The 13,753-nt window shown below is 35.1% G+C and carries 14 protein-coding genes; 3 read left to right on the forward strand and 11 right to left on the reverse strand.

The features are described 5' to 3' along the window. Positions 1–47 precede the first annotated feature (47 nt). The 7 genes from miaA to OZP09_RS20635 form a co-directional block, all read right to left on the reverse strand. Complete coding sequence (gene miaA, locus OZP09_RS20605; RefSeq protein WP_269235497.1) at positions 48–968, reverse strand: tRNA (adenosine(37)-N6)-dimethylallyltransferase MiaA; 921 nt, start codon at positions 966–968, stop codon at positions 48–50. A gap of 155 nt (positions 969–1,123) precedes the next feature. Then, a complete protein-coding gene (locus tag OZP09_RS20610) occupies positions 1,124–1,960 on the reverse strand; it encodes an ion transporter (protein WP_269235498.1) in 837 nt (278 codons plus the stop codon). A gap of 30 nt (positions 1,961–1,990) precedes the next feature. Continuing rightward, complete coding sequence (locus tag OZP09_RS20615) at positions 1,991–3,352, reverse strand: exonuclease domain-containing protein (RefSeq protein WP_269235499.1); 1,362 nt, start codon at positions 3,350–3,352, stop codon at positions 1,991–1,993. Between the two features lie 125 nt (positions 3,353–3,477). Continuing rightward, positions 3,478–3,825: a four helix bundle protein gene (locus OZP09_RS20620; RefSeq protein WP_223680961.1), complete on the reverse strand. Its 348-nt coding sequence runs from the start codon at positions 3,823–3,825 to the stop codon at positions 3,478–3,480. A gap of 108 nt (positions 3,826–3,933) precedes the next feature. Further along, positions 3,934–4,623: a YggS family pyridoxal phosphate-dependent enzyme gene (locus OZP09_RS20625; protein ID WP_269235500.1), complete on the reverse strand. Its 690-nt coding sequence runs from the start codon at positions 4,621–4,623 to the stop codon at positions 3,934–3,936. Between the two features lie 11 nt (positions 4,624–4,634). Beyond that, the gene (locus tag OZP09_RS20630) at positions 4,635–5,528 is read right to left on the reverse strand and encodes a 3-hydroxyacyl-CoA dehydrogenase family protein (protein WP_269235501.1); all 894 of its coding nucleotides are present in this window, start codon (positions 5,526–5,528) and stop codon (positions 4,635–4,637) included. 88 nt (positions 5,529–5,616) lie between these two features. Continuing rightward, on the reverse strand, positions 5,617–6,582 hold the full coding sequence (locus OZP09_RS20635; RefSeq protein WP_269235502.1) for a Gfo/Idh/MocA family protein: 966 nt from the start codon (positions 6,580–6,582) through the stop codon (positions 5,617–5,619). Between the two features lie 204 nt (positions 6,583–6,786). Between OZP09_RS20635 and OZP09_RS20640 the strand changes: the two genes are divergently transcribed. Then, positions 6,787–7,428, forward strand: coding sequence for a protein-L-isoaspartate(D-aspartate) O-methyltransferase (locus OZP09_RS20640; RefSeq protein ID WP_278009546.1), 642 nt, complete (start codon positions 6,787–6,789; stop codon positions 7,426–7,428). A gap of 121 nt (positions 7,429–7,549) precedes the next feature. On the opposite strand, the gene OZP09_RS20645 is transcribed toward OZP09_RS20640, so the two are convergent. Further along, positions 7,550–8,782 (reverse strand): ATP-binding cassette domain-containing protein, encoded by a 1,233-nt coding sequence (locus OZP09_RS20645; protein ID WP_269235503.1) that lies wholly within the window; start codon positions 8,780–8,782, stop codon positions 7,550–7,552. Positions 8,783–9,167: 385 nt separating this feature from the next. Between OZP09_RS20645 and OZP09_RS20650 the strand changes: the two genes are divergently transcribed. Further along, positions 9,168–9,902 carry a hypothetical protein gene (locus OZP09_RS20650; RefSeq protein ID WP_269235504.1) on the forward strand — a complete coding sequence of 245 codons (735 nt, stop codon included), beginning with the start codon at positions 9,168–9,170 and terminating at the stop codon, positions 9,900–9,902. A gap of 34 nt (positions 9,903–9,936) precedes the next feature. Then, complete coding sequence (locus OZP09_RS20655) at positions 9,937–11,388, forward strand: family 43 glycosylhydrolase (protein ID WP_269235505.1); 1,452 nt, start codon at positions 9,937–9,939, stop codon at positions 11,386–11,388. Between the two features lie 79 nt (positions 11,389–11,467). On the opposite strand, the gene OZP09_RS20660 is transcribed toward OZP09_RS20655, so the two are convergent. Genes OZP09_RS20660 through OZP09_RS20670 form a run of 3 tightly spaced genes read right to left on the reverse strand, consistent with a single transcriptional unit; the run spans position 11,468 to position 13,741 of the window. Further along, positions 11,468–12,316, reverse strand: coding sequence for a sulfurtransferase (locus OZP09_RS20660; protein ID WP_269235506.1), 849 nt, complete (start codon positions 12,314–12,316; stop codon positions 11,468–11,470). 19 nt (positions 12,317–12,335) lie between these two features. Continuing rightward, the gene (locus tag OZP09_RS20665) at positions 12,336–12,725 is read right to left on the reverse strand and encodes a DUF1398 domain-containing protein (protein ID WP_269235507.1); all 390 of its coding nucleotides are present in this window, start codon (positions 12,723–12,725) and stop codon (positions 12,336–12,338) included. A gap of 23 nt (positions 12,726–12,748) precedes the next feature. Next, entirely contained in the window at positions 12,749–13,741 is a 993-nt protein-coding gene (locus OZP09_RS20670) for an alpha/beta fold hydrolase (protein ID WP_269235508.1), read from the reverse strand. Positions 13,742–13,753: the final 12 nt, after the last annotated feature.

Raw genomic sequence — 13,753 nt, forward strand, 5'->3', positions numbered from 1 at the left:
ATTTTAGATTTTTTCGAAAACAGAATAAAGAGTATAAAAGAAAGATTTTATTTTACAATTTCCTCAATATAATTTATAATTACTTTTCTATCTTCAGCATAATCAAACCATTTGGTGTTTTCGTTTCGTTTGAACCACGTTAATTGTCTTTTAGAAAATCGTCTTGTGTTTTTTTTGATTTCGTCTATAGCGAAAGGCAAAGTGAATTCTCCGTCAAAATAACTGAATAATTCCCTATAACCCACAGTTTGAAGCGCATTTAACGCTTTATTAGGATATAAGGCTTTGGCTTCATCTAATAAACCTTCGTTCATCATAATATCGACACGCTGGTTGATCCGGCTGTAAATTATTTCCCTGTCTGCTTCTAAGCCAATAAGAACAGGAGTGAAGTTTCGGTTGTTTTTCTTTTGGTTTAAAAAAGAGGAATATGGCTTTTTAGTTCCGATACAAACTTCAACAAAACGCATCATTCTTTGAGGGTTTTGAAGTGTCTGCGGATTTTCTAAAGTGATTTTTTGAAAATAATCAGGATCCAGGTCTTTTAATTGTTCCTGAAGATATTCGATTCCGATTTTTTCGTAATTTGAATTTACTTCTGAGCGTACTTTTGGATCGATTTCAGGAAACTCATCGAAACCTTTTAAAACGGCATCGACATACAATCCGGAACCGCCAATCAGAATTGCAAAATCATTATTTTGGTACAATTCTTCGATTTTTGCCAAAGCTTCTTTTTCGTAATCCCCAACGGTATAATTTTCGAATATCGATTTATTCTGAATGAAATGATGTTTAGCAGATGCTAATTCGTCTTTATTTGGAACTGCTGTGCCAATGGTCATTTCTTTAAAAAACTGACGGCTGTCGCAGGATATTATTTCACATTTGAAATGCTGTGCTAATGCAATACTTAAGGCTGTTTTGCCTATGGCTGTTGGTCCGACGATGGTAATTAGGTATTTCATATGTTTTTTAGCCCGGATGGAAATGAAAACCCCGGACTTATATTTGTTAGTTTTTGTGGCGTAAAAGAAGCGACTTTAGAAGCTGCTTTTATGACTTAAAAAAACAACAAAGATAAGGAGGAGTTGCAATGTACAGCCGGAATAGCTTCTAAAAATTATGCATGTAATTCACTTCCGCACTCGTGACAAAATTTAGCGTTATCAAAATGAAGTTGTGAACCGCAGATCTGACAGGAGTTTTTTGTACTGACAGTATTGTCCCGAAGGCTTTTCTTGGCAAATTCGGCTGTAACTATTCCGGTAGGAACAGCTATGATTCCGTAACCTAAAATCATGACCAGTGCGGCTATAAACTGGCCTAAAGGGGTTTGTGGAGAAATATCTCCATAACCCACGGTTGTGAGGGTTACGATTGTCCAGTAGATTGCCATTGGAATACTTGTAAATCCGGACTCTTTGCCTTCGACCAGATACATTACTGAGCCAATTATTACGGTACTGATGAGTACAAAATAGATAAAAACCAGGATTTTTTCTTTACTGGCATCAATAGCTTCTTTTAACTGAAATGACTGATGTGAAATCTGCGGAAGCTGAAGTATCTTGAATAATCGAAGGAAACGCAGTGCCCTTACAATGGATAAAATGCTGGCTCCCGGAAAAAATATGGACAAATACATGGGTAAAACGGCGAGTAAATCAATGATTCCGTAGAAGCTGAAAATATATTTGACCGGTTTTTGAATGGAAATAATCCTTAAGATATATTCAATGGTGAAAAACATGGTGATTACCCATTCGCAAATCCATAATTGGTAATGATATTTGGAACTAATACCCTGAACGGTGTCAAGCATAATCAATAAAACGCTCAATAAAATCAAACCTAGCAGTACTAAATCGAACATTCGTCCTAAAATGGTATTGGTACCATAGAGAATGATTTTGACTTTTTCCCTGAAGATTTCGTATTGTGATTTTTTGTTTTTCATATCCTTAAAGATAATGAAAGTTTTGTTTTACTAAAAATGATGTATTTTCAACGATTTGCTTTTTCGGATATACTGCTGAATGATATTCTTTACATCACGATTGTGCTGCATTGGGATTAGAATTTTTTTCAGTATCTCAATATTTGTAATCTGATAATTTAAATCATAATAGGCATATCCTTTATAAATTCCGTTTTCGATTAAAATTGCACTTCTTTCGTTTATGTTTCGGCCTCTGTCGAGCAAAATCATGTTTTTATTTTCAAAACTGTTTTCAGAAATAAACTGCTGTACCCTTAAATTGTAGATTTCAGGAGTGATTTCGCCGATGCAGGCACCATCACATTCTTTAATTTTATATTGAAAACATTCTTTTTTAGTTTGATATAAACCTGTTAGTTTTTGGCATAGATGGTACTTTGCAGTAAATTTGAAAAGCGCATTTTTGCCTTCTTGTAAAGAAGCGAATGAGGTGATTTCTTTTTTGCGTCCATCGGCTTTTCCGATGCTTACATTCAGATAACCGTTTGCATCTTTTTCTACATAAATGGCGTAAGGGAAAACACTCTTTTTTTGTGAGCGATTGTATCTCGGGCGGTTTATTTTTACTTCCTGGCTTTCTTTTAATAAAGCAATTAATTCACTTCCTGTTTCTTCATAGGTAATGGTAAAAACTTCTGCCTGAATTCTTTTGCTCTTGGTTGTAATTCCGGTAAAATGCTGATTGACTCTTTTTCGGATATTTTGGCTCTTGCCAATGTAAATTAAATTTCCGCCTTCGTTATGAATGTAATATACACCGGTTTTAGCAGGCATCTGATTTACAAGATCCTGAAGTTTGGGCGAAATCCCTTTTTCAATTTCAAATTTTACAAAATCTTTGACAATGGTTTTTTCCAGGTCTTTTTCCAGTAATATTTTGAATAGTTTAGTTGTCGCAATGGCGTCTCCACTTGCGCGATGTCTGTCGGCTATCGGAATTCCGAGTGAACGGACTAATTTCCCTAAACTGTAAGAAGGCTGTTCGGGAATTAATTTTTGAGCCAGTTCAACAGTACAAAGTGTTTTAGATTCGAAATTATAGCCTAAGCGTCTGAATTCGGTACGCAGGATTCTATAGTCAAAAGAAGCGTTATGCGCTACAATAATACAATCAGAAGTGATTTCGATAATTCGTTTGGCAACTTCATAAAACTTAGGCGCAGAACTCAGCATAGCATTGTTGATTCCGGTTAATTTAGCCACAAAAGGCTGAATCGGAATCTCAGGATTGACAAGGCTAATGAACTGATCAACTACTTCATGACCATCAAATTTATAGATGGCGATTTCGGTAATTCCTTCTTCATTGAATTGCCCTCCGGTTGTTTCTATGTCTAATATTGCGTACATTTTCAAATGTCAAAAATCAATGACAATATCAAAAATCAATATCAATTAAAATGTCAAAAATCAATGTTTTAAAATTGAAATTCTTTATTGAAATTGTCATTGTATTGGTATTGTTATTGAAAAAATTACTTTTTATTTATTATCATTTTTGATGAAATTGCAATAAGTTGTTCTACTTCAGTAAGAAGCTTGTTTCTTTTATCGTTATCACCTTCTTTTATATAATCTAATATTTTTAAAGAATTTCTGGATTCCTTTAATTCTTTTACAACTAATGAAACTTTAAATATAAAATCTTTATCGGTTACTGTACCCTGTGCTTCACCGAAATTTAAAGAAGCGCTTCCAGACGATCTGATTAATTGGTTTTTATAATATTCATTTTCAAAAATTCTTTCTAATTGTCGTGTAAAAAATATACATTCTCCAGCAAAACGAATCAGACGATCATCAAAATTGAATATTTTTTCCATTTAATGTTTTTATTTTTTATTTAAAATTGACATTGCAATTGCAATTGATTTTTGATATTGCCATTGCCATTGACTTTTGATATTGCCATTGATTTTTGATATTGACTTTTATCGTCCTCCAAAAATACTGCTTCCAATCCGAACCATAGTACTGCCACATTCTATCGCAAGTTGGTAATCTCCTGACATTCCCATTGAAATCGTAGAAAAATGTGCTGCTGTAGAAATACATTGTTGGGTATCTCTGCATTGTGCGTCTTTGTTTTGCAATGAATCAAAAATGGATTTTAAATGCAGGAATTCTTTTTTGATCTGGTTTTGGTTTTCTGTAAAAGTTGCCATTCCCATTAATCCTAAGATACGAATATTTTTCATCTCTTTAAATTCGGATGAAGACAATAATTCTGAAAGTTCTTTTTCGTCAAGACCAAATTTAGTTTCTTCTTCAGCAATATATATCTGAAGCAGGCAATCAATAACGCGATTGTTTTTTTGCGCCTGTTTGTTGATTTCCTGTAATAATTTTAAGCTGTCAACCCCATGAATCAAATTTACAAAAGGTGCCATAAATTTAACTTTATTCGTTTGAACATGACCAATCATATGCCATTCAATATCTTTTGGCATTTGCTCATATTTATCGGCCATTTCCTGGATTTTATTCTCCCCAAAAATGCGCTGACCGGCTTCGTAAGCCTGCATTAAATCTGAAACTGGTTTTGTTTTTGAAACCGCAACGAGAGTTACGTGCTCAGGTAAACTTTCTTTGATTGTATTTAGGTTTGATGCTATTGACATTATTAAATTTTTTATGCAGAAAGAAATTGTTTAGAAATTTTCTCTGCCTTTTTACTTTCGCTGTAATCATAAAAACCTTCACCGGATTTTACTCCTAATTTACCTGCTCTAACCATATTTACCAATAATGGGCAAGGAGCATATTTCGGGTTTTTAAATCCGTCGTACATTACATTCAAAATCGCAAGACAAACGTCAATACCAATAAAATCAGCTAATTGGAGCGGTCCCATTGGATGTCCCATTCCTAATTTCATAACCGTATCGATTTCGTAAACTCCCGCAACTTTGTTATATAACGTTTCAATTGCTTCGTTTAGCATAGGCATCAAAATTCTATTGGCAACAAAACCCGGATAATCGTTTACTTCAACAGGTATTTTACCCAATTTCTCAGATAAATTCATGATGATTTTGGTGACTTCATCGCTGGTATTATAGCCGCGAATGATTTCTACCAGCTTCATAATCGGAACCGGATTCATAAAATGCATTCCGATAACGCGTTCAGGATGTGCGACTACAGCTCCAATTTGTGTAATTGAAATAGAAGATGTATTCGTTGCCAAGATTGTATTGTGTGAGCAGGATTCGTTTAATTGTTTGAAGATATTCAGTTTTAGTTCAACGTTTTCAGTTGCTGCTTCTACTACTAAATCAACCCCGACAACTCCATCCTTAATATCAGTATAGGTAATGATATTGGTGATTGTTCTGGCAACTTCTTCCTGCGTTATTGTTCCTTTAGCCAGCATTCTGTCGAGATTAGCAGCAATAGTTGCCATTCCTTTGTCTAGTGCTTTTTCAGAAACATCAATCAGTTTTACAGTAAAACCGCTTTGCGCAAAAGTATGTGCAATTCCGTTACCCATTGTTCCGGCACCAATTACAGCTATAGTTCTCATTTAATTTTGTATTTATATTTTAAAATTTAAGGTTTAAAGTTACTTTTCAGCAAGCTTTAAACCTTAAATTTACAATTTATATTTTGTCTTATTTTTTAAAACAGTCAATTATTTGGTATGCCACACGTAAAGCATCAGTTGCCTGTTCCAATGTTACAACCGGAGTTGTATTAGTATTGATGGCATCAGCAAATGCATTTAATTCGTCTAAAATGGCGTTGTTCTGTTCTACATCAGGATTGGTAAAATAGATTTGTTTTTTCACACCTTCAGCATTTTGAAGGATCATGTCAAAATCTCCCGGAACTTCTGGGGCGTCTTTCATACGGACTACTTCACATTTTTTCTCTAAAAAATCGACTGAAATATAGGCGTCTTTTTGAAAAAAACGTGTTTTGCGCATGTTTTTCATCGAAATTCGGCTTGCAGTTAAATTGGCAACACAACCATTTTCGAATTCAATTCGGGCATTGGCTATATCCGGCGTTTCACTAATTACCGAAACACCACTGGCATTAATGTGTTTTACTTTTGAATTTACAACACTCAAAATCGCATCAATATCATGAATCATTAAATCCAGAACTACAGGGACATCTGTACCGCGAGGATTAAATTCGGCTAAACGATGTGTCTCTATGAACATCGGATTTTCGATCATGTTTTTGGTAGCGATAAAAGCAGGGTTAAAACGTTCTACATGACCGACCTGGCCTTTTACATTGTACTCGTTTGCCAAAGCAATTATTTCTTCGGCCTCTTCAACAGTGTTGGCAATTGGTTTTTCTATGAAGATATGTTTTCCTGATTTGATGGCTACTTTAGCGCATTTATAGTGCGAAAGGGTGGGGGTTACAATATCGATTACATCCACGGCGTGGATTAATTTTGCTATTGTGTTGAAGTTTTTATAGCCGAACTCTTTTGAGATTCTTTCGGCATTTTCCTGATTTTCATCGTAAAATCCAACTAATTCGTATTTGTCAGACTGTTGTAATAAGCGTAAATGTATTTTACCTAAGTGGCCGGCACCTAAAACTCCTACTTTTAACATTTGAATGTATTTTAAACAAAAATAGAATTTATTTGTCGAAAGTGAAAAAGAATTTAGCTAATTGTGAATTGTAAATTTTGAATTAGGAGTAAGGGCTTTCGACTTTTCACTTTTAATCTTCAACTTTATTAATTTAATAATTAAAAATCAATATTTGATTTCCTGTTTTGTTTCTTATTTTTGCGAAAATAAAACCTACCTATTTTGAAAGATACTGCCAAACATCAAGGACTTCGCAATCAATTAGTAAGCACTTTAGAGCAAAAAGGGATTACTGATAAAGCGGTTTTGGATGCGATAAAAAAAATCCCGAGACACCTTTTTTTAAATTCGAGTTTTGAAGATTACGCTTATCAGGATAAGGCTTTTCCTATAGGAGCAGGGCAGACTATTTCTCAGCCTTATACTGTTGCCTTTCAGTCACAGCTGCTGGAAGTAAAAAAAGACCATAAAATTCTCGAAATTGGTACAGGATCTGGCTATCAGACTGCAGTTTTGTTTATGCTGGGTGCCAAAGTGTATAGTGTTGAAAGACAAAAAGAACTGTTTAAAACCACATCAAATCTATTTCCGAAATTAAACATCAGACCTAAACATCTTTCGTTTGGTGATGGGTATAAAGGATTACCAAATCATGCCCCATTTGACAGTATTATTGTTACTGCCGGTGCTCCCTTTATTCCGAAACCGTTGATGGCACAGTTAAAAATAGGAGGGAGACTGGTTATTCCGCTTGGCGAAGATGTTCAGATTATGACGTTGTTAATCCGAAAAAACGAAACACAATTTGAAAAACATGAGTTTGGAGAGTTTAGATTCGTGCCTTTATTAGAAGATAAAAATTAAAAAAAGTCACCAGTAAAAGATTAAACACAATTTTGTCATTCCGTAGGAATCTCTCTATACAAAGCAAAAGGATTCCTACGGAATGACAAGTTTGTGGATACTTATCATTTAATTTGGAGTATTATTTTATTCTCCCAACCGATCCTGTTTCAGAAGGAATAAGCTCAAGAATCGATGTAGGCGCAAGTCCATTTTCGATTCTGTGTGAAACATATAAAATAGCTACATTGGTTTCCTGTCTGATTGTATTGATTAACTGAATTACCAAATCTACATTTTCATCATCCAGGCCTTCAACAGGTTCATCCAAAATCAATAAAGGCGGATGTTTTAAAACCGCACGAACAATCAGTGCTACTCTTTGCTGGCCGATTGAAAGGTCTATAAAACGTTTCTTTTTCAGGTGAGTCATTTCAATTGCTTCGAGCCATTGTGTCACAATTTGTTTTTGCAAAGTAGTAGGTTCTGTATACAATCCAATAGAATCAAAGAAACCTGATAGGATCATTTGTTCCAGCGTATGGCTTTTTTGGAACAAATCCATCATAGAAGTCGTATATATTCCGATTTGTTTTTTGATTTCCCATACGCTTTCACCGCTTCCTTTTTTTCTTCCAAATAAAAATAAATCCTGACCATATCCTTTCGGATTATCACCTGTAATTAAGGATAGGATAGTGCTTTTTCCTGAACCGTTAGGGCCAATTAACTGCCAGAATTCACCTTGTTTTATAGTCCAGGAAATATTGTTGAGAATTTTTCGGTCTTCATAACTTACCGAAACGTTTTGCATCCTTATTAATTCACTTTCGTGGAATGTGTTCACTTCCATAGCTTTTGGAATGGAAGTCTTATTTAAAGTTTTAAAATGTCTTACCTCTTTTGAAATAGGGTATAAAGTAAACGAATTGTCTTTGATCCAAACTTTATTCTGTATAAAGTCCATCAAATCAATGGTACGATTTACTAATTGAATGATAGAAACAGTATCGGTAAGTTTTTCGAGAGAAATTGCCAAAGCCAGACGGGAAACCTGATCTAAATGATCAAAAGGATTATCGAAAATGATAAAATCCGGATTTTGGCTGATACAGTATTTCAAAAACTCTTTTTTGCGTTCGCCGGAAGAAAAAGTCCGCAATTGCCTGTGTGACTCAGGGGAAGCTTCAACAGATTCGTATTGGTATTCCCTTTCGATGAATTTTTCGATCGAAATATCGGAGAATAAAATTCCTTTTTGGTTATTAAAAACCGCTAATTCTTCTTTAGCTTCGCCGGAAAGCAGTGTGTCTATGAACTTCTTTTTATTGACCTGATTGGTTAAAAGGATGTCCCAATGTTGTTTTTGATGCATTATTTATTTATTAAAAAGTATTCCTTTTCTTTAATTATTCAGATTATCGGATTACTTCATTTATTAATCGAATATTACGACAAGTATATAATTGCCTGAAAATATAGGACTTAAAACTAAATAAAGAAGTTTTAAGTTTACAAATATACTTTATTGACCATCTGAAAATGGCAACTAATTTCATAAAAAGATCATTTTCAACATAGAATCTTTTCATATGTATGCTAATGTATGCTAATTTTTACTTTTGATTGCTTTAAATGTAAAATGACACATAAAATTACAACCGGTTGTTTTTATTTGTATTTTAGTAAAAAATTGTACTAATTTTTTGAGTGAACCCATAATTAAAAACGGAAAAAACTGTAAAAAACTATTAACTATTATGAACATTAAACACAAAACATTCTTGAAAGTAATGTGCTTTGTATTTTTGGCAACATTAGGTTTACAAGGATTTACTGTCAAATCAGGAGGCAAAGTTGATCCTAATGCTAAAAACGATACAGTAAGAAGCATCGAGTCTTACTTTAGTCCTGCAACAAAATCAAAAAAAACACCAGATTCTGAAGGATTTATTCAACGGTGGTTGTTATTAGAACCAATTAACAAACCCAATCGCAGTAATACTGTCTTTACAGATAGCTACCTCAGAACCGCATTTTCAACCGAGTATTTTCCAAATCAGTTTACCGTTCTTCCTAAGAATGGAGATAAGGTAAAAGTTGGTGATCAGGAGTTAACATGGCATGCACTGGACAGTAAAAAATTCAATGTAAAATTATTTCGTTTTGCTTATGGATTAAAAAAAGAAATATACGGCGTTTTATTTTGGTCCGTAACAGTAGTAAACAGTCCAAAGGAAATGAAAAATGTAAGAATGGCAGTAGGTTCAAATTCAGCATCAATGTGGTGGGTAAATGAAAAAGAAGCTGTATTGCTTTCAGGAGACAGACGTATGGTAATGGATGATTGTGTTTCGCCACGGTTAACACTTAACAAAGGGAAAAATGTAATTCGGGGTGCAGTAATCAACGGGCCCGGAATGACCGATTTTTGTGTTCGTTTCCTGGATGAAAAAGGGCAGCCAGTTAAGGATTTAACGATTACTCTGGAATAAAATTAATCTCATTTGTATAAATTTTGGAATTATTATGAAAATAAGAAATAAATTAATGGGTACAACTGCCCTTTTATCAATAGGGTTAATGGGAACAGCAAATGCCCAAATAGGTAAACCGTTTATACATGATCCGTCTACCATCATGGAATGTGAAGGAAAGTATTACACATTTGGCACTCGTGGAGGGGGATTAATATCTGAGGATGGCTGGACCTGGAATGAAGGAGGCGTTAGGCCAGGGGGAGGAGCTGCTCCTGATGTAGTAAAAATTGGTGATCGCTATCTTATTGCCTACGGCTCAACTGGTGGTGGACTTGGAGGTGGTCATGATGGACAAATAAATACGATGTGGAATAAGACTCTTGATCCAAATTCTCCAAACTTTAAATATTCGGAACCTATAGTGGTTGCTTCTTCCAGTAATATGGAAGATAACGATGCAATTGATCCGGGACTTCTTTTAGATCCTACTGATGGCAGATTATGGTGTTCTTACGGAACGTATTTCGGTTTTATTCGTCTTGTGGAACTTGATCCTAAAACCGGAGCACGCGTAAAAGGTAACAAAGCGATAGATATCGCAATTGATTGTGAAGCAACTGATTTGATATATCGTGATGGATGGTATTATCTTCTTGGAACACACGGAACTTGTTGTGATGGTGCCAACTCTACTTATAATATTGTAGTTGGACGTTCTAAAAAAGTTACAGGTCCATACCTTGATAACATGGGTAGGGATATGTTAAAAGGAGGCGGAAAAATGGTAATTGCAGCAGGTGGAAGAGTTAACGGACCAGGACACTTTGGACTTGTTGACCTTGGTGACGGAGTTCATAAAATGTCCTGCCATTATGAAGCAGATCTGGATCAAAACGGACGCAGCGTATTGGGTATTCGTCCTTTATTATGGAAAAATGGATGGCCGGTTGCAGGAGATAATTTCAAAGAAGGAACCTATGAAATTGAATCGGAGAGAAGAGGATATGCTTTAGAATTAGCAGTAGATTTCGTTCGCATGCCAGACAGAATGCGTCCGTGGGAACATGATCCTAATGAGCCGGTAAAAGCAGTTCCGTCTCAGCAATTATCAGATGTAATAGATACCTGGCCGAAAGGAAATACCAATATTCGTATAGGAGATTATATGTTTCGGCCTCATCAAAAATGGACCATTACAGCAGCTCCAAATGCAGGAGGATATCTTGGAGCACCCTATTATAAAATAGTAATAGCAGGAACAGAGCGTGCATTAGCAGCCACAGAAGAGGGTGAATTAATAAGTGTTCCTAAATTTACAGGCGCGCCAGAACAATTATGGCGTATTGATCAATTAATTGACGGAACCTATAGGATAATGCCAAAAGTGGTTCCGAATTCTAATGAAAAATTAGCATTAGTTTCTTCTGGAGACAGTACACCAACACTTGCAAAATTTGATATGAATAGTGATAATTCTAAATGGAATTTTAGAGCACACTAAATATCTGTTCAATATAAAATGAAAGGCGTACTTAAAATAGGTACGCCTTTCATTTTTTTGCTGATTAAGTAATTTAATTTTACTTTGTTACCATAGGTTTATTACTTCTAGACCATTCACTCCATGATCCTGTGTAAAGCTGCGGAATTGGAATTCCAGCATAATCCATTGCTAATAGAGTGTGACAAGCCGTAACACCGGAACCGCAATGAACGATTACATTCTCCGGTTTCACGAAACCTAAAATTTCAGTATATTTTTTTGCCAGTTTTTCAGCAGAAAGATAAAAGCCGTTTTCGTCCAGGTTTTCGCTGAAAGGAACATTGATAGCACCTGGAATGTGGCCAGCAATCAAATCAAGCGGTTCCGTAAGACCCTCAAAACGATTTTTATCCCTTACGTCAATTACGATATTTTCAGGGTTGTTGCGGGCTTTATCTACTTCACTGATATTGCTTAAAGGAAGCTGCCAGTCTAAAACCGGATATTTTTCAGCTGTATCAAAACTTTCAATTCCGGTATTTAATGGAAAACCTTTATGGATTGCCGCCTGATAACCTCCGTTTAAAACCTGTATTTTTTGGTGACCAACAGCTTTTAGCATCCACCAAAATCTTGATGCTGCGTTCGAACCGTTTTTATCGTCATAAACAATAACGTGACTTTGCGGTGTAATACCAAGTTTAGACAGGACTTCTGAAAATTTTTCCAACGAAGGCAATGGATGTCTTCCGCCATTTGCAGGATTGCAGTCCACAGAAGCCAAATCACGGTTTAGATCTACATAACGTGCACCTTTCAAATGTTCTTTTTTATAATTTTCCTCCATATTAAGTCCGGCTCTGGCATCAACCAATATAATTTCGGATGAATTTTCTAGCTGAAGTAATGCTTCGGGTTCGATTATAGGAGACCAATTTTGTGACATCTGAATTTGTTATAGATAATTAATCAGGTATTTTTTCGATCAGGATTTCATTACCTGATTTATCAAAATAGGTACAGGTCATTTCCATAATATCAACACGCCATTTTGCGATTCCGCATTGTCCTGAGTGATTGCAAAAAGTAATATAATCTGTCTGACCATCCTGATGCGCTACCAGAAATTCTATAAAACGTTCTTTATTGGCTGTATCTTCAACTTTTATTTCAGGGTATTTTTCTTCTGAAATCACAGAATAATTATTTACACCATAATATTCAACATGCCCATCGTTAACAAACGTATCATACCCTTTTACGCCCAAAATAATTAGGTCCTGTATATAATTTGGAAAATCGGCACCGTTTTTTACTTTGGCATGTGCCTCTTTTATTTGTTCGATTGTAAACATAAAATTTGATTTAAGGTTTTACTTTATTGTTTCAAAAATACGATTAATGGTTTTATAAACTGATCAAAAGATTCAATATGTGGTAAATGTCCGGTGTTGGCGATTTCTACAAGTTGGGCATTCGGAATTGCTTTTTGAGTTTTTTTGCCCAGTTCGGCATAATTGCCCATTGTCTTCCTGACTTCTTCAGAAACTATCGGTTTCCCTAAAGCAGTTTTATCCCTTGTTCCGATAATTAATAAAGTTGGGCTTTTGATGTTTTTAAATTCGTATAAAACCGGCTGCGTAAAAATCATATCATACATCAATGCGGAGTTCCATGCCACAACATTATAATTCGGAGCTGTTGTCCATCCCGCGCCAAGTTCAGCCCACTTTTGGAAATCAGCATTCCATTTACCGTCATAATAATTCGTCATTTGGTATTTTTTGATGGCTTCATAGTTTTGTTTTAATTCACTTTCGTACCACCAATCAACAGGTTTGTACGGGACGACTAATTTCCAGTCTTCTAAGCCAATCGGATTTTCCAAAACTAATTTCTCAGCAGTTTCCGGATACATTAGTGTAAATCTTGCAGCTAACATTCCGCCCATGGAATGTCCTAAAACAGCTGTTTTTTTAATTCCCAAATGGTCTAAAAGTTTTTTGGTATTCTCGGCAAACTGCTGAAATGTATATTGGAAATTATCCGGTTTTGATGATTTTCCAAAACCAATCTGATCCGGGACAATAACACTGAAGCCTTCTTTTGCTAATGCTTTGATGGTAGTTTCCCAATAAGCCCCATTGAAATTTTTTCCGTGAAATAAGACAATGTTTTTATTATTGTAATTATTGGGTTTGATATCCATGTAAGCCATCTTTAAAAGCTGCCGCTGATTGCTTATTTCTAAAAAACTGACCGGAAATGGATATTCATAATTCGTTAAATTAATATCCAATGCTTTTATTTTTTCCTGCTGCGAAAAGCAAAGAAAAGGAAGTATGAGGAGTAAAAGTTTTAATTTTTTCATTTCAGCATGTTT

The organism is Flavobacterium flavigenum (assembly GCF_027111255.2).
Classification (GTDB): domain Bacteria; phylum Bacteroidota; class Bacteroidia; order Flavobacteriales; family Flavobacteriaceae; genus Flavobacterium; species Flavobacterium flavigenum.

Coding starts and splice junctions, on each gene's coding strand:
- miaA (WP_269235497.1), bottom strand. CDS start 968: ATGAAATACCTAATTACCATCGTCGGACCAACAGCCATAGGCAAAACA.
- OZP09_RS20610 (WP_269235498.1), bottom strand. CDS start 1,960: ATGAAAAACAAAAAATCACAATACGAAATCTTCAGGGAAAAAGTCAAA.
- OZP09_RS20615 (WP_269235499.1), bottom strand. CDS start 3,352: ATGTACGCAATATTAGACATAGAAACAACCGGAGGGCAATTCAATGAA.
- OZP09_RS20620 (WP_223680961.1), bottom strand. CDS start 3,825: ATGGAAAAAATATTCAATTTTGATGATCGTCTGATTCGTTTTGCTGGA.
- OZP09_RS20625 (WP_269235500.1), bottom strand. CDS start 4,623: ATGTCAATAGCATCAAACCTAAATACAATCAAAGAAAGTTTACCTGAG.
- OZP09_RS20630 (WP_269235501.1), bottom strand. CDS start 5,528: ATGAGAACTATAGCTGTAATTGGTGCCGGAACAATGGGTAACGGAATT.
- OZP09_RS20635 (WP_269235502.1), bottom strand. CDS start 6,582: ATGTTAAAAGTAGGAGTTTTAGGTGCCGGCCACTTAGGTAAAATACAT.
- OZP09_RS20645 (WP_269235503.1), bottom strand. CDS start 8,782: ATGCATCAAAAACAACATTGGGACATCCTTTTAACCAATCAGGTCAAT.
- OZP09_RS20650 (WP_269235504.1), top strand. CDS start 9,168: ATGAACATTAAACACAAAACATTCTTGAAAGTAATGTGCTTTGTATTT.
- OZP09_RS20655 (WP_269235505.1), top strand. CDS start 9,937: ATGAAAATAAGAAATAAATTAATGGGTACAACTGCCCTTTTATCAATA.
- OZP09_RS20660 (WP_269235506.1), bottom strand. CDS start 12,316: ATGTCACAAAATTGGTCTCCTATAATCGAACCCGAAGCATTACTTCAG.
- OZP09_RS20665 (WP_269235507.1), bottom strand. CDS start 12,725: ATGTTTACAATCGAACAAATAAAAGAGGCACATGCCAAAGTAAAAAAC.
- OZP09_RS20670 (WP_269235508.1), bottom strand. CDS start 13,741: ATGAAAAAATTAAAACTTTTACTCCTCATACTTCCTTTTCTTTGCTTT.